This is a genomic window from Thalassospiraceae bacterium LMO-JJ14 (assembly GCA_021555105.2).
Lineage (GTDB): Bacteria > Pseudomonadota > Alphaproteobacteria > Rhodospirillales > Casp-alpha2 > UBA4479.
The window spans coordinates 1,544,505-1,560,507 of record CP134604.1; the positions used below are offsets into that span (position 1 = coordinate 1,544,505).

Sequence of the window (16,003 nt, forward strand, 5' to 3'; positions counted from 1 at the left end):
AATCATGCGGTGTCTTTGGAAGAGGAAACGCAGCAATGACCACCATCAAGATCGCCGGCCGCATGTCACGCATCAAACAGTCGGCGAGTTCCATTGCGTCGCAAAGAGCCCGCGAGATGAAAGCGCAAGGCCGCGATGTTATTGCGCTGAGCGCGGGCGAACCCGATTTCCCGACCCCGGCGCATGTCGTCGAAGCGGCGTTCGAGGCCGCCAAGCGGGGCGAGACCCGCTACACCAATGCCGCCGGCACGCCGGCACTGAAGCAGGCGGTCGTCGACAAGTTCAAACGCGAAAACGGTCTGGAATACGTAATGGACGAAGTAATGGTCGGCTCGGGCGGCAAGCAGTTGCTGTTCGATGCCCTGATCAGCACCGTTGAAGACGGTGACGAGGTGATCGTTCCGGCACCGTACTGGGTTTCCTATATCGATCATGTCCGGTTTGCGGGCGGCACGCCGGTGATCGTCACCGGGGCGGCGGAAAACGGTTTCAAGCTGACGCCGGCGCAACTCGACGCCGCAATCACGCCGAAGACGCGCTGGCTGATCCTCAATTCGCCGAGCAATCCGTCCGGCGCGGTCTATGAGAAGGATGAACTGAAAGACCTCGCCGATGTGCTGATGCGCCATCCGCATGTCGCGATCTTCGCCGATGAAATCTATGAGCACATCGTTTTCGACGATCTGGAATTCTGTTCCATCGCCGCCGTCGAACCGGGTCTCAAGGACCGCACCGTGACCATGAACGGTGCGTCCAAGGTCTATTCCATGACCGGCTGGCGGATCGGCTATTGCGGCGGCCCGGCACCGCTTCTCAAGGAAATGACCAAGCTGCAGCAGCAGATTACCGGCAGCAATTCATCTGTCAGTCAGGCGGCCGCGTTGGCGGCGTTGACGGGGCCGCAGGATTTCGTCGCCGAGCACACACAAAGCTTTCAGGACCGCCGCGATCTTGTGGTCTCGATGCTGAACCAGACGACGGGCCTGAAGTGCCCGACGCCGAAAGGTGCGTTTTATACGTTTGCGGACTGCAGCGCACTGATCGGCAAGAAGACACCGGACGGCAAGGTTATCGAAAACGATACCGATCTGGTGATGTACTTCCTGGAAAGCCACGGCGTCGCCTGCGTGCAGGGGGCGGCCTACGGCATGTCGCCGTATTTCCGGATTTCCTATGCCGCCGCCGAGGACGAGTTGCGCGACGCCTGCGAACGTATTCAGCGCGCCTGCGCCGAACTGTCGTAATCAGGCGGCATCCGGCGCGGTGAGGCGCACGGAAGGGCGGCTTTGCAGCCCGTCCATCCATTCGCCCAGGTCAGGCCGCCAGCCGCGCCAGTCGATTTCCGGCAGACGGAAGCTTAGATATCCGAGCGCAGAGGCGAGGGTGATGTCGCCGTAATCGAAATCCTCACCGACTTCGGCGGCGTTGACCGTGCGTTCGATGACGCTGTTCTGCCGCGCCACCAGATCGTCCCAGCGTTTGCTTTCGGGGCGGCGTCCTTCGATCACCACTGCATAGGTGGAATCGATGATGCCCTGATGAATGCCGGCGCGTCGCAGGGCATCGGTCGCGTCCCCGCCGCCGAGTTCGGGGCCGTCGCCGATTTCGTTGAAATACTGGGCGATGACCAGGCTTTCGACCATGGTCCGGCCGTCGTCGAGCACCAGTGTCGGCAGCCGCCCGATGGGGCTGTGTGCGTGTAGCTCGGCGGGGTCGTCCCAAGGGTTGATTGGCGTGACGTCGAGCCGGTCCAGCAGGTTCTTTTCGTGGGCGGCGATCAGGGCGCGCCGCACGTAAGGCGACGGCTTGGCGATGAAAATTTTCATGGCTGGCTATCCTTTGGGTGGTTTTCCGGTTCACGGGTGAAAAGATCGATGACAAGGGCCAGCGCCACGGCGCAGGCCCCGGCCTGAAACAACAGGTCGTAGCGCCCGGTCATTTCGAACGCATAGGAAAAGGCATAAGCGGCTCCGGCCTGGCCGACGGAAAATCCGACGGTGGCATAGCTCCAGGCGCTGCGCTGCAGAAGCGTGTCGGCACCACTCAGTTGATGTGCGCGGCCGAGCACCAAAGGCACGATCCCAGGCACCATGGCGCCGACGACGAAACTGGATATGCCGAGGGAGAGGCTTTCGCTGCTCAGGAATGCCAGCGCCACCGCCGAAGCCTGCAGAGCGATGAAAATCCTGAGCGTCATCCGGAAGCCCAGCAGATCGGCAATCCGCCCGGCGGCCATCGGCCCCAAGGCCGCGCCGATCCCGAACATGACCCAGTACCCGGCGCCGACGGCAATGCCCCGTTCGAGGCCGCGGGCCACGTAATCGACGAGGAAGACCATGTGCGCGACGAGGCCGACGGCGACCAGGCCATAGACGACGTAAAGACTGATGAACGGCCATGAAAACGCCGTAGCGGCGGGCCTGACGGCTGCGGGCTGGGTCTCGGCCGTGGCCGCGGGTGGCCAGTAGCGCCACGAAGCCAGGGTCAACACCAGCGACAGCACACCCAGCGCCAGCCACGTTTCCGCCAGTCCGACCCCGATCAGCGCCGGCACCAGGGTGCCGCTGAGCGCGATGCCGACGCCGACGCCGGTAAAGATAATGCCGCCGGCGGTGCCGCGCCGGTCCGCCGGGACGTGCGGCAGGACGACCGAGGCGGCGAGCACCATCAGCGCGCCGCCGGCGAACCCGGCGGCAAAGCGCCAGACGAAATACCACGAGAACGAGACCGGCTGGGCGCAGGCGATGAACGAAACGGCGGCCAGCAGCATCATCGACCTGATTACACGGTGCGCGGGGATGCGCTGGGCGATGCTCTTGCCGCCGAGTGCGCCGGCCAGATAACCGGCGAGGTTCGCAGCGCCGAGATAGATCGCCGTGGTTTCGGCGAACCATTGCTGCTCGATAAGTGCCGGCAGCAGCGGTGTATAGGCAAAGCGCGCCAAGCCGATGCCGACCAGAGCGGCAGCCAGACCGGCAAGCGCAAAGGGTATCCAGCCCGCCTGTGTGGCGGTAGGGGCGAGGGGCGATGTCATGTCCGCACCCTATCTGTTCACGGAATTCACCGAAAATGGTTTATTTTGATATTATATATCTGAAAAGCAGATACCTACTCGGCGGCGACGGCTGATCTGCCGTGTTGAACCATGTCGCGGAAAGCAATGGCGGCGCTCGACGCGCGAGTATCCTTGCGCTGGACATACAACGTTTCAACGGCGGCTTCCTGGCGGGGCAGGGTGTGCATGGCGACGCGGCCATCGTCCCATATGCGGCCGATCAGCGTCTTCGGCAGCATGGTGATGCCAAGGCCCGCGGCAACGGCGCTGATGATAACTTCCAGGGTGCCGAATTCGAGCAGGCGCGGATTGACGACACCGCGCCGGGTCAGCACTTCTTCCATGCGCTGGCGGTACGAACACCCGGCGCGCAGCACGATCATGCGCACGTCCGGCTTGTCGAGGATGTCTTCGAGCTGCACGAGCCCCGGGGCGGAAAGGATGACAAGTTCCTCATTGAAGACGGTCTCGCTGACCAGATCCGGGTGATCGACCGGGCCGCAGGCAAAGGCGCCCTCGACCTCGCGCTCGAGCACCATGGCGACCAATTCGGCCGTGGTGCCGGTCCTGAGCGTGAAGTCGACATTCGGATGATGCGCCACGAAATCTGTGAAATGCTGGTTCAGGCGCAAGGCCGCCGTCGTTTCCAGCGCACCCAGATGCAACGGCCCCTGCGGCGTGCCGTCGTCGATCACGGCGCGGCGGGCGTCTTCGAGCGTATTGCGAATGTCGCGCGCATACGGTATCAACCGTTTGCCGGCGGGGGTCAGGCTGACGCCCCGGCTGTGACGGTCGAACAAAACTGTGCCCAGGTCTTCTTCGAGCAGTTTTATGCGTTGTGTGACATTGGATTGGACGGTATTCAATTCACCAGCGGCACGGTTCATCCCGCCGAGCCGGGCGACAGCTTCGAACACTTTCAGGTCGGATGCATCCATGGTGCCCTCCTGCTATCAGTGTAAGCGATAGCGACCTCTCGAAGCTATAATTTATTTGGTTATGTAAGCATATGGTCAGTAAGCTGGTGTAACACAACGTCACAAATTGGCTCTGTATATACTCCCGCCAATGTGTATCGTCTATGGAACGCAACGTCAGCGTGCTTCATGATGCTCAACCCAATTTAAAAGCGAGATGCCCTTGCTTGGTTTTTCAAAAAAAGAACGTGCGGCCAAAGAGCTTCTTTCTGCCTTCGACGTCATCCTGATCGGTAGAAAAGACGACAAGACCAGCATCCTGAAAAGCCTTCAGGGCAAGATGCCGGCATTGTCAGAAAGCGTCATGAGCGGCATCAATCCCTACGAGCTGGCGGCAAAGTGCGTCCAGGACGATATTCTGGCGACCCTCAAGAAAAGCAGCCAGGAAGAACGCGTCGAGATGCTGAAATACATCTCCGACAACAATTTCAAGGATCAGCCGCATATCTTCGAGCTGATCTCGCACGTCAATTACTGCCTGATCATTCTTGAAGACGAGACGAAGCCGTTGATCCCCATCGGTTCGGCGGAGGGTTTTCTGGTGACGATCTGCAAATGGTTCGGCAGCAATGACAAACTGCTGCACCGCGTGGTGACGTACTTCCAGGACAGCACACAAAATCATCGCTATCATCTGCAGCAGAACCGTAAAAGAAACGAGCGCAAGTTCCGCTGAACGATGTTCCAGCTTCACCCTGTTCTTGAAAACGATTCGCTGGCGATACTGGAAACGGACACCCTGCTGGTCCGCCTGATCGACGATGCACGTTTTCCGTGGGCGCTTATCGTTCCGAAGATCGCCGGTGTCACGGAACTGCACGAATTATCCGATGCGCACTATATTGAAGCCATGGAAATGGCGCGCAAGCTCGGCGCGGTTCTGAAATCGGCCTTTCATGCCGATAAAATCAACACTGCGGCGATCGGCAACATGGTCGCGCAACTGCATATACATGTCGTCGCCCGGACCGTGGGCGATCCGGCATGGCCGGGGCCGGTGTGGGGTGCAGGCACCATGATAGCGTACGACGCCGCCGAAGCCGAACGCCGGATCGCCTTGATCCGCGCGGGCCTGTCCGGAGAGTAGCGGCGAACAGAGCCGTTTCGCCGACATGTTGAAACAACATGATTGTGTTGTTGAATATTGCTAATATCTATCAGACTTGACGATCTTTTAAGCGAAGCCGCCATGCACACAACCTCTGAAAGCACCGACAAAGCCCCGCTGTTTCCGTTGATCCGACATGTCTCGGCGTGGGTTTCCCCGGTTCTGATCCGCTCGCCCTTCAGCGCCAACGCCGTCACCACGCTGTCATTGATCGCCGGGATGTGGGCTTGCTGGTATCTGTCCCAAGGCACGTATGCCGACGGTGTGATCGCCGCGATCCTGTTCTTCGTTTGTTACATCCTGGATAATTGCGACGGCGAGGTCGCCCGTGCCAAGCAGCAGTGCTCGGTTTTCGGCGACAAATACGACACCTTCGTCGACTGGATCGTGCATACGGGTTTTTTTATCGCCCTGGGGTGGGGGACTGCCCGGCAGAGCGGTCAGGATATATGGTTATGGCTTGGCCTGTTGGGCGGCCTCGGCGGGACCATCAACTATGCAATCGGCTTGTACATGGACGCCCGCGACGGTGCCACTAGTGCCGGCGCACCGGTGGAGCCGGCGGAAAGTATTGGCGAAGCGGCCATGGCGCCGCAAACCGCGTTGCAGTGGCTGGCCTTTGTACTGCGCGAACTGTCGCGGGCCGATTTCTGTATTATCGTTCTCGTCCTGGCGCTCTTCGATCTGACGTGGGTTCTGCTGCCGACGGCAGCGCTTGGTGCACATGCCTACTGGATGATGATGTTCGTGCAAGGGGCGAGGAAGCAGCATGTTTGAGCGCGGGGACTGAACGTCCCGGACAGGTTCAATGCCGGTGGTTCCGGGCCATCCCATTGACTCGTTGCATGAAAATGCCCTTAACTTGGAACCGTTCCACTGTGCTGAATATTTTTGAGGGAAATTACCGCGGTCCCGGCCGCGTTCGGCGGCTGCGGGGAAGGCAAACATGCTCTTCGCACGACTGCTACGTTTTGTCGTCAAAAAGGGACGCATCACGGTCATTGATGCGAAAGACCGCAGGCATGTCATATCCGGGACTTCGGGACCGTCGATAACCATCCGCCTGCATGATCCGGCGCTGCACTGGAAACTGTTCGTGAACCCGAACCTGTACCTCGGCGAAGCGTACATGAACGGGACCTTTACGGTCGAAGACGGCGATATCTACGATTTTCTCGAATTCGCCATGCGCAATATGGAAATTTCCGGCGAACATCCGGTCATGCACTGGATCAGTATGGCCGACAGCCTGTTTCGCCGTGCCCAGCAATACAATCCTGCATGGCGGGCGCGGCAAAATGTCGCGCACCATTACGACCTGTCCGGACAGTTGTATGACCTGTTTCTGGACAGGGACCGGCAATATTCCTGCGCCTATTTCATCAATCCGGACGACGACCTGGAAACGGCGCAAGCCAACAAGAAGCGCCACATCGCCGCCAAGCTTTTGCTGGAGCCGGGGATGGAGGTTCTCGACATCGGCTGCGGGTGGGGCGGGCTGGCGCTGTATCTTGCCGAGGAAACCGGTGTCCGGGTGACCGGCCTGACGCTGTCGACGGAACAGCTTGCCGTGGCCCGCGACCGTGCCCGCAGGCGCGGCCTTGAGGACCGTGTGCAGTTTCACCTGCGCGATTACCGCGCGCAAACCGGGAACTTCGACCGCATCGTTTCGGTCGGCATGTTCGAGCATGTCGGGCTGAACCATTTCCCCGAGTACTTCGGCGGGCTCAGCCGCTTGCTGAACGATCGCGGGATTGCCCTGATCCATACCATCGGCCGCACCGAAATCCCCCGCGCGACGAATCCGTGGATCAGAAAATATATCTTCCCCGGCGGCTATATTCCGGCCCTCTCGGAAATGATGCAGAGCATCGAGCAGAGCCGCCTGGTGACCTGCGATGTGGAAATCCTGCGCTTGCACTATGCCGAGACGATCCTGCACTGGCGTAACCGTTTCCGCCGCAACAGGGACAAAGCACAGGAACTTTACGATGAAACGTTCTGCCGCATGTGGGATTTCTATCTGGCCGCCAGCGAGGTCTCGTTTCGGCATATGGACAGCGTCGTGTTCCAGCTTCAACTGGCGAAAAACCGGCTCAGCGTGCCGCTGACCCGCGATTACATCACGGAGTGGGAAGAGCGCCTGGAACCGCGCTCACGGCCGGCTTCCGGCGATGGCGCCGCGGCCTGAACAGCCTCCTGAACCGCCGCGCCGGGGCTATGGCAAACCTGAAACCGCTTGATCTGCATCAAATCCCCCACGCTCCGGCTTCGCTATAGTAGCGGCGAATAAAGGAGGACCGCGATGCAGGCTTGTGCCGGCGCAACGAACGACCCGGTGGAAGGTGCCGCACTGGCGGTGCGCTACGGTGGTGCCGTGCCGCGCTATACGAGCTATCCGACGGCGCCGCACTTCTCTGGCGAAATCGGGGCCGGGCGCTATGGCGAGTGGCTGCAGGCGATCGGCGCGGACGACGCCGTGTCGCTCTATCTGCATGTGCCGTTCTGCCGCGAAATGTGCTGGTACTGCGGCTGTTTCACCAAGATCGTCCGCAAGTACGAACCGATATCGGCGTATGTGAATGCGTTGCTCGGTGAGATCGATCTTGTCTCGGCACGGCTTTCGGGCAAGGCCAATGCGCGTTTCATTCACTGGGGCGGCGGCAGCCCGACGATCCTCAAGATCGAGGACTGGCACCGTATCCTGAACAGGCTGCGCGAAAAATTCGTTGTCGATGCGGATGCCGAGATCGCCGTCGAGATCGATCCGCGCACCATGACCCGCTCGTATGTCGGGGACCTTGCCCAGGCCGGTGTCAATCGCATCAGCATCGGCGTGCAGGAATTCGACGAAACCATCCAGCGCGCCATCAACCGGGTGCAGCCGTTCGAAACCACAAGGCAGGTGGTGGACTGGATTTACGACGCCGGCATCGGCAATCTCAATCTCGATCTGATGTACGGGCTGCCGGGGCAAACCCTTGGGCATGTAGAACGCATGACGGCGCGCGCCCTTGAATTCAAACCGTCGCGCATTGCGCTTTTCGGCTATGCCCATGTGCCATGGATGAAATCCCACCAGCGCCTGATCAATGAAGACGATTTACCCGGCCCCGAGGCACGCTGGCAGCAGGCGGAACGCGCCGCGGCCATGCTGGTCGAGAGCGGTTACGTGCGTGTCGGTTTCGACCACTTCGCCTTGCCGTCGGATCCGATGGCCGAAGCCGCCACGGGAAGCGTCGGGCGGAATTTTCAGGGCTACACCTCGGATACGGCGGAAAACCTGATCGGCTTCGGGGCGTCGGCGATCAGTGCGCTTGCGCAGGGATACGCGCAGAATGTCGCCTCGTTGCCGTCGTACATGGCGGCCGTCGAAAAAGGCGAACTGCCGATTGCCCGCGGCATCGAGCTGACGTCGGACGACAAGCTCAGGCGTTTCGTGATCGAACGGATAATGTGCGACATGACGGTCGATATCGGCGAAGCGTGCCGCAAATACGGCATGGACGCGGACACCCTCGATGCACAGCTCGCATACCTGGAACCGATGATCCGTGACGGCCTTGTCGAGGTGGCGGACCGGGCGATCCGGGTCAGCGAAGCCGGGCGGCCGCTGGTGCGCAATGTCGCCGCGGCTTTCGATGCCTATCTCGAAACCGGAAAGGCCCGGCATTCATCGGCCATTTAGGGGCGGTGAAGTGCCCGGCTTATTTCTCGTCGAGGACGGTGGCGCCGTTCCATGAAGGCGGCGGCGGGGTTTCGGCGAAGGACCGGCATTTGGCCCGGAGTTGGGCGACCACCGCATCGTCGGGATATTGCCCGGCCAGCTGATCGAGAATGAACAGCGCGTCGGCGAAGTCACGGTGCAGATAAAAATCGAAAGCCTGTTCGTATTTGGAAGCAAGCTTGATCATATCCGCGCCGACATAGAAGGCGGCATCCTCGCCGCGTTCGCCCATCAGTTCATAGATCGTCAGCGGGACTGTCGTTCCCTTGGCTTCGACGATGTCGACGCGCCGGAACAGGAAGTCCGAAGACGCATTGCGCCGGACGGTATCGCTGGCAAGTAACTGGGTGCCGTAAAACTTGTTCAGCCCCTCGATCCGGGCCGCGAGATTCACCCCCGAGCCGAGGCAGGTATATTGCATCCGGTCCCGGGCGCCGACGTTGCCGACCAGAACTTCGCAGGTATGCAATCCGAAACGCGTTTTCAGCGGCGCCATCCCCTTGGCGATGAATTCCTCGTTCAGATCCTTTGAGATATAGTATGACGCAAGCATGCCGCGGCATGCGTTGTCGACATGGAAAGGGTCTTCGCTCGGCGCGTTCCAGATCGCCATGATCGCATCGCCGATGAATTTGTCGATGGTGCCGCGGTTGGCCTGAATTCCCAGTGACATGACCTCGAAATATTCCGATGTCTGGGACATGATCTGTTCCGGTGTCATGCGTTCGGCAAGTGTGGTGAAGGACGCAATATCGGTAAACAGCAGCGTCACCTCGCGCCGCGTTCCGCCGACGGTTACGGCCTTTTCGGATTTGATCAGCTCGCGGACGACGTCGCGGGGGACAAACCGCAAGAACATGTCGAGCGCACCCCGCATGCTGTCCATCGACATCTGCAGCCGGTTTATTTCCTCGAAAGGAGAATCGAAGCCCTTGATGTCGCCAAGATTCAAATTGGTGATCTGATCGGCCATACCCCTTAACCCGATGACCGGTGAGGAGATCCAGCCCGCCATGACACTTACGCCGGCCACGGCGATGACCAGCACGATGGCGGCAATCAGCAGCGAGCGGTTCAGCGTTTCCATCAGGGTGCCTGTGAAATCGCCGATCGCGGCGACGCTGACGATATTCCATTTGGCGAGACTGTCTTCTGCGTGCCGGCTGATGTAGCCGAGGTATTGCTGTCCGCCGATCTGGAAATCGATATGTGATGCCGATGCGGATGCGCCGAGTTCGATGGCTTTCCTGATGCGTGGATCATCGATCTCCGATGCCGATACGAGATCGACATTTACGCCGTTGCCGTCATTCGAGACGATTTTTTCGGGTTGCGGGTAGCCGATGACACGGTGTTCCGCATCGAGGATGGCGACAACGCCGTTCTTGCCGGGCTGCACCCTGTATGTGAGACCGGCCAGATCATTGAGCGACAGATCGACCCCGACGGTCGCCTCGCTGAAATTGTACAGGGGCTGCGCCACGGTAACCCCGGGTTTTTTCAAGCTGGCAAATACATACGCCGGCGAGATGACCGGCTGAGCGGCTTTCTGTGCATCGATGAACCATGGTCTGGTGCGGGGATCGTAGCTCGTTGCTTTTGTCGCGACGCTGGCGGGATCGGCAATTTGAACGCGATCACTGTTGAAAAAGCGCCAGGTCTCGGTGCGCTCGTCGGCAACGATGGCCGGGCGAATGACCCGCCACGCCGTCACCGCATCGGCGGGCATGCCCGGTACGGCACGCCGATCCCCGTTCGGTGCGGTCAGGTTGATGGCCTGCACGAAAGCGCCATCGGGAAAGCCGACAAAAACACCGTAGATTTCAGGGCTGGTTTTCAGGCTGACGGTCAGCGTCCCCAGCAAGGCCTCGGGGGTCTGCCAGCTGAACAGATCTTTCGGCAGTCCGGCAATCGTATCGGCGGCATTAAAAGCCCGGCTCAGCAGCAGTTCTATTTCCTGCTCGGCAGTCGTCGCCGATTTCGCGATGTTGGTCTTTGCCGTTTCAAAGATGGCGTCCCGGTTGCCGATGTAATTGACGATTGCAACGGCAGACACAATCAGCACCATGAAAAGTGTGAACGCGGATGTGATCGTGAGCCTGAGGGGGAGTTTGATCATGCTTGAACTGGGAACGCCCGACCTCCTGTTTTTATGTTGTGGTCTCGCCGGGGCGGAGCCGCAAAATCTTACTTAATCCCGTTATCGTATAACGTGCACGATAATATTTATATACGTAATACCTGTCAGCAATGTGACGTAATTATTTTGCTTCGCACCAGCCGTGGATTGACAGTCAGTCACAGTTGTTGTGGCGGCGCCACATCACCGGATCATGGCCTTCGGGGACGCTCAAGCACGGTGAGGCGCCATAGCCGCGCAGCGTATTGTATCTGTCGATTTGCTTGCGGCTCAGGATGGTGGGCGTCATCAGATGCGTCGACAGGTGAATAAAGCGCAGGCGAGCCCGGCTTTCGGCAATTTCTGCCAGTAAGGCGCGAAGATCGGCATCGTTCATCGTCGCGTCCCGGAAACGGCGATCCAGTTCCCGTTCATGAGCGATGAATTTTTCACCTTCCTCGACCGCCTTGGCATGCATGTCCTGATAGAGCGCGGTGATCCGTTCGATCTGCTCGGCACTGAGCGCGATCTCATCTTTCAGTTCCAGCAGGTGCGCCGGTCCCGGCATGCCGTTCAGTTCGGCGGCCCGGGCCAGTCCCCATCCGCCGCCACGTTGCAGCTCGGCGATGTCTTCGGCGGACAGGCTCTTGATTTCGCGTAGCTGCTGCCCGGCATATGGCGAGGGGTGGGCATGCTGTGCCGATAGCTGTGTCTGTGCCGCGAAAATGAAAACCGGGGACAACATGATCAGGGTCAGTTTCTTTAACATTGCGCAGTCCTTTCGCGCCGGGATCTGTCTGGTGGTGTTATGAGTATGGATTGCAACGGGGCCGTCAGGTGCCTGCCCCCTGTTCATTGACCGGCGGCAGGGTCACCGTTACGCGCAGACCGCCTTGCTCCATGTTTTCAAGCGTCACGTCCCCGCCGTGGCGGCGGATGATGTCGCGGGCAATCGACAAGCCCAGCCCGCTGCCACCGGTCTCGGTGCTGCGCGAGGTTTCAAGGCGCACGAACGGCTCGAAAATGCGCTCCATCTGATCTTCGGGTATGCCCGGGCCATTGTCCTCTATGCGGATGGTCGGTGAACGTCTCTGCAGGTCCAGCGTGACATGGACCTTCTGGCCGTACAGCGCGGCATTCTCGATCAGGTTCGAAAGCGCGCGCCTGAGCGCCAGCGGACGGCAGGGATAAACCGGCGAGTTGATGACCGACAGGTCGATTTCATGGCCAAGGGTGTCAAGGTCGCCGATCACGGCTTCCAGTAGCTCCGCCAGCTTGCAGGGCCGGGTCGGCTCGTCTGACAATTCCTGGCGTGCGAACGCCAGCGTTGCCTCGATCATGTCCTGCATGTCGGAAAGGGTGGCGATCATGCGCTCGCTGGCTTCCGTGTCGTCGAGCATCTCGGCGCGCAGCCGCAAGGCGGTGATGGGTGTGCGCAAATCATGGCTGATGGCCGCAAGCATCCTTGTGCGCTCACGGACGAACGTCTTCAGGCGGTCCTGCATTTCGTTGAAGGCGCGGATCGTGTCCTTCACATCGTCGGGCCCGTTTTCCTTCAACGGTTCGACGTCTTCGCCGCGGCCGAGTTTTCGCGCCGCTTCCGAAAGCGCGCCGAGCGGCCGGGTGATACGCCCGAGTGCAATGAATACGATAAAGGTGATGGCACAGGCAGCAATCAGAAACGTGAACCATGCATCGGGACGGATCAGGCGACGGGGCGGCGGTGTGCTGAGCGCCGCATTCATCCACTGATCGCCGACAAGAGCCACCGAGATAATGGTGTCGCTGCGTTTTACCCTATCCGGCAGACGGACGTGATTGAGGGCGTTATTCATGATCATGGACTTCGGGTGCATGCGGTCATGAGCGCTGTCGTGTTCCTGGTGGAAAACGCGGATGCGGTCTTTGTGCATTCCCTTCAACTCTGCCGCCAGGCTCGACGCCAGATCGCGTGCGTGCCAGCGGTACCCTTCGGTATCGTCCGTGGAAGGCACGGCAACGGCAGACACGGCGGCCTCCGGGCTGAGCCAGATGGTGAGGCGGCGGTTCGACAAGACGCTGGCGAGCTGATCGCGCTGTACCGGCGGTGTCTCGTCCATCAGTTTGGCATACGGCGCAATGCGTTCGGTGAGGAAGCGGACTTCCGCGCCGCTGTAAAAAGTGCGCGCTTCGCTGCGGACAATAAGGGCGACGATGATCTGTGCCATGAACAGCGCGATCAGCACCAGCAGGACGGTTTGTCCCAGCAGGCGCTTCGGCCACAGCCGCTTGAAGAAATTCAAGACCCGTGTCATGTCCGCGTGACGTCCGCGGTGAATTTGTAGCCGCCGCCCCAGATGGTCTGGATCAGTTCCGGCTTTTTCGGGTCGGCCTCGATCTTCTTGCGCAGGCGGCTCACCTGATTGTCGATGGCGCGGTCGAACAGCGCGGCTTCGCGGCCTGCCGTCAGGTCGAGCAGCTGATCGCGGCTCAGGACCATGCCCGGCCTTTGCAGGAAGATGTTCAGCAACCGGAATTCCGCCGTCGAAAGCGGCATCGATACGCCGTCGGCGTCGATCAGTTCGCGCCGCTTGGTGTCCAGGGTCCAGTGATCGAAGGAAAGCCTGTCTGCGCTCGGTTCGCGATCCGTGCGGGGCAGGGAATTGGTGCGGCGGATCACCGCCTTGATGCGGGCCAGCAGTTCGCGCGGATTGAAGGGCTTGGTGACGTAATCGTCGGCGCCGACCTCAAGGCCGATGATGCGGTCGGTATCGTCGGCCATCGCGGTCAGCAGGATCACCGGCAGGTCGGTGTTGTCGCGCAGGTAGCGGGTCAGTGTCAGTCCGTCCTCGCCCGGCATCATGACATCGAGGACGACCAGGTCCGGCGCGGCCGCCTTGAGGCATTCGCGCAGTTGCGCGCCGCCGCTGGCGATGCTTGTGCGCATGCCGCTCTTGCCCAGGTAGCGGGCCAGTTGGGTGCGGATTTCCTCGTTGTCGTCAACAATCAGGATGTGCGGCGTCTTGTCCATGCGCCATTGTATAACGTTCACGCAGCCCGCGTCTGTACAGGAAAATTGTATCTGAATGTCACAGACGCCGGCGTTGCGACAACTGACGACAAAACACCCTCTCGCGCGGCATAGTTCTGCGACAAACGGCGCCTATTTTCATCGCATGCCCGATTTCGGGCTGCATTTTTGAAAAAGGGTTTATGACATGAAACACAAAACAAAACTTCTCGCCACGCTTGGTGTCGTCGCCGGTCTCGCGGTTGCGGGTTATGCCGTGACAGCACACGCCAACGGCGGTTCGCACCGCTGCGAAGGCGGGCAGGGCGAACGCCAGCACGGCATGATGGGTGGCGGCAGCCACGGCATGATGGGTGGCGGCATGCGCATGATGCACATGATGGAAACCTACGACACCAACAACGACGGTGCGCTGACGGTGGAAGAAGTGACCGCCGAGCGGGCCAAGAAGTTCAAGGCGTTCGACAAGAATGCCGACGGCATGCTCGATCTGAACGAGTATCAGGCTTTGTGGATGGACGCCATGCGCGAGCGTATGGTCGACCGGTTCCAGAAGCACGACAACGACGGTGACGGGAAGATCAGCGAGCAGGATTTCTCCGAGAGATATTCGCGCATGATGACCTGGATGGACCGTAACGAAGACGGCAAAATCGACCGCGAGGACCACATGGGGTCACGCCGTCATCACGGTAACAACTGACACTGACGGTATCGACCGTTCCGCCGGCTGGTCCGCCGGAACGGACAAACCGGCATTGAACGGCCAGGCCTGTTAAGGTCTGGCCGTTGCGGTTTCGGGCAGGAAGATGCGGGTGACGAAGCGTCTTGGCCCTTCTTCGGTGCACTCGACCGTGCCGCGGTGCGCCTGAACGATGGCGCGGATCAACGGCAAGCCCTGCATAAGCCCGTTTTGACCGGGGGAACCGATCGTTCGTTGCGCTTCTGGACGCGCCGTCAGCACCGGCTTCGATGGCGATATAACCTTGAGGGTTATGCCGGTGTCTTTCTCGAACGCGGTTTCGACATCGATCGTGTGGCCGCGTCCGGTTGACATGATCGTCGCTTCGATCAGCCGCCGGATGCATTGTTTCAACCGGTCCTGATCTCCGGAAACACGTCCCTTCTGGGAACTCCACTTGCGGCGCAGCATGACACCGCGGCGGTCGGCGGCCTGGGCTGCTTCGCGGCAGGTCGTATCGACGATCTCCTCGATGTCGATCTGCATCAACGGGCCAAGCGGAATGTTGACGCCGTATTCGGCAAGTGTGGTGTCGACCAGATTGTTCATGGCGTCGAGAAGATGCGATGCGGCATGGCGGATATCGCGGGCATATTCGGCATACCCGGCCGGTTGCACCGGGCCGAGCGTTTCATCCGCGATCATTTCCGAAAACCCGACAATCGCCGTTAACGGCGTCCGCAACTGATGGCTCAACTGGTTCAGCAGGTCGATCAGCGGTTCCTGGCCCGGCGCGAAATCTTCGCGCGTCTGGAAGCGGTTTTCACTGCTTGTGAGAGAATCGAACGGGGCGTCGTACCCCTGTCCGAGCCGTTCGCCGCATTCGACGATAAAAAGCTCGACCTCATAGATGACGCTGTCGGAAATACCGATCCGCCGGCGCCGCGCGTCGCTTCGGTCCTGGACCTTGTGGATCGCCTTGCGCCGTTCCAGCTCGGCGAGCCCGGTAATCGCCGTGCCCTTGGAAAGACCCGTCGTGATATAGATGTCGGTGACGTTCGGTGTGATGTCCTGCAAATAACACTGTATCAGATAATACAGGATGTCCCAGGTTGAACGATTGAACGCACCGGGTTTCTGGTCGATGTCAAGAAGAGTACGCAAGCGCTCCGTAATGTCGCGATGGCGGAACAACTCGTAACGCAGGATGTGGTCGACCACCCGTTTGCGTTCGGTTACATCCCTGATTGTATTTGGTTTTTCAGGTCCATCTTGCATGCCGGTTCTCTTAATCTCATCTTCCCAGAGAGCTTAAGGGATCTTCA

General features: G+C 60.0%; 15 protein-coding genes. 7 read left to right on the forward strand and 8 right to left on the reverse strand.

What is annotated here, in order from left to right; genetic code table 11:
• Nucleotides 1-35: 35 nt before the first annotated feature.
• Complete coding sequence (locus L2D14_07450; protein ID WNK01254.1) at nt 36-1,244, forward strand: pyridoxal phosphate-dependent aminotransferase; 1,209 nt, start codon at nt 36-38, stop codon at nt 1,242-1,244.
• Here the strand turns inward: L2D14_07450 and L2D14_07455 are convergent, their stop codons facing one another.
• From L2D14_07455 to L2D14_07465, 3 genes are all read right to left on the reverse strand, one after another.
• Nucleotides 1,245-1,826 carry a glutathione S-transferase family protein gene (locus tag L2D14_07455; GenBank protein WNK01255.1) on the reverse strand — a complete coding sequence of 194 codons (582 nt, stop codon included), beginning with the start codon at nt 1,824-1,826 and terminating at the stop codon, nt 1,245-1,247.
• Nucleotides 1,823-3,034 carry a YbfB/YjiJ family MFS transporter gene (locus tag L2D14_07460; protein ID WNK01256.1) on the reverse strand — a complete coding sequence of 404 codons (1,212 nt, stop codon included), beginning with the start codon at nt 3,032-3,034 and terminating at the stop codon, nt 1,823-1,825. Before L2D14_07460 ends, L2D14_07455 begins: the two co-directional genes overlap by 4 nt.
• A 74-nt stretch (nt 3,035-3,108) precedes the next feature.
• Nucleotides 3,109-3,993: a LysR family transcriptional regulator gene (locus tag L2D14_07465; GenBank protein WNK01257.1), complete on the reverse strand. Its 885-nt coding sequence runs from the start codon at nt 3,991-3,993 to the stop codon at nt 3,109-3,111.
• A 202-nt stretch (nt 3,994-4,195) separates the two neighbouring features.
• On the opposite strand from L2D14_07465, the gene L2D14_07470 reads away from it, so the two are divergent.
• The 5 genes from L2D14_07470 (at nt 4,196) to hemN (ending at nt 8,828) form a co-directional block, all read left to right on the forward strand.
• Nucleotides 4,196-4,708 carry a hypothetical protein gene (locus tag L2D14_07470; GenBank protein WNK01258.1) on the forward strand — a complete coding sequence of 171 codons (513 nt, stop codon included), beginning with the start codon at nt 4,196-4,198 and terminating at the stop codon, nt 4,706-4,708.
• A gap of 3 nt (nt 4,709-4,711) precedes the next feature.
• Nucleotides 4,712-5,119 (forward strand): HIT family protein, encoded by a 408-nt coding sequence (locus L2D14_07475; GenBank protein ID WNK01259.1) that lies wholly within the window; start codon nt 4,712-4,714, stop codon nt 5,117-5,119.
• 102 nt (nt 5,120-5,221) lie between these two features.
• The gene (locus L2D14_07480) at nt 5,222-5,917 is read left to right on the forward strand and encodes a CDP-alcohol phosphatidyltransferase family protein (protein WNK01260.1); all 696 of its coding nucleotides are present in this window, start codon (nt 5,222-5,224) and stop codon (nt 5,915-5,917) included.
• A gap of 169 nt (nt 5,918-6,086) precedes the next feature.
• Nucleotides 6,087-7,331 carry a cyclopropane-fatty-acyl-phospholipid synthase family protein gene (locus L2D14_07485; GenBank protein WNK01261.1) on the forward strand — a complete coding sequence of 415 codons (1,245 nt, stop codon included), beginning with the start codon at nt 6,087-6,089 and terminating at the stop codon, nt 7,329-7,331.
• A 114-nt stretch (nt 7,332-7,445) separates the two neighbouring features.
• Nucleotides 7,446-8,828 (forward strand): oxygen-independent coproporphyrinogen III oxidase, encoded by a 1,383-nt coding sequence (hemN, locus tag L2D14_07490; protein ID WNK01262.1) that lies wholly within the window; start codon nt 7,446-7,448, stop codon nt 8,826-8,828.
• A gap of 19 nt (nt 8,829-8,847) precedes the next feature.
• Here the strand turns inward: hemN and L2D14_07495 are convergent, their stop codons facing one another.
• From L2D14_07495 to L2D14_07510, 4 genes are all read right to left on the reverse strand, one after another.
• Nucleotides 8,848-10,986, reverse strand: a complete 2,139-nt coding sequence (locus L2D14_07495; GenBank protein WNK01263.1) for an adenylate/guanylate cyclase domain-containing protein — start codon at nt 10,984-10,986, stop codon at nt 8,848-8,850.
• 175 nt (nt 10,987-11,161) lie between these two features.
• Nucleotides 11,162-11,755, reverse strand: coding sequence for a hypothetical protein (locus tag L2D14_07500; GenBank protein WNK01264.1), 594 nt, complete (start codon nt 11,753-11,755; stop codon nt 11,162-11,164).
• 64 nt (nt 11,756-11,819) lie between these two features.
• The gene (locus tag L2D14_07505; GenBank protein WNK01265.1) at nt 11,820-13,280 is read right to left on the reverse strand and encodes an ATP-binding protein; all 1,461 of its coding nucleotides are present in this window, start codon (nt 13,278-13,280) and stop codon (nt 11,820-11,822) included.
• Nucleotides 13,277-13,996 carry a response regulator gene (locus L2D14_07510; protein WNK01661.1) on the reverse strand — a complete coding sequence of 240 codons (720 nt, stop codon included), beginning with the start codon at nt 13,994-13,996 and terminating at the stop codon, nt 13,277-13,279. The genes L2D14_07505 and L2D14_07510 overlap by 4 nt, the downstream gene beginning before the upstream one ends.
• A 187-nt stretch (nt 13,997-14,183) precedes the next feature.
• On the opposite strand from L2D14_07510, the gene L2D14_07515 reads away from it, so the two are divergent.
• Nucleotides 14,184-14,699, forward strand: a complete 516-nt coding sequence (locus L2D14_07515; protein WNK01266.1) for a hypothetical protein — start codon at nt 14,184-14,186, stop codon at nt 14,697-14,699.
• Between the two features lie 72 nt (nt 14,700-14,771).
• Here L2D14_07515 and L2D14_07520 read toward each other — a convergent pair whose 3' ends face one another.
• Nucleotides 14,772-15,956, reverse strand: coding sequence for a HAMP domain-containing sensor histidine kinase (locus L2D14_07520; protein ID WNK01267.1), 1,185 nt, complete (start codon nt 15,954-15,956; stop codon nt 14,772-14,774).
• Between the last annotated feature and the right edge of the window lie 47 nt (nt 15,957-16,003).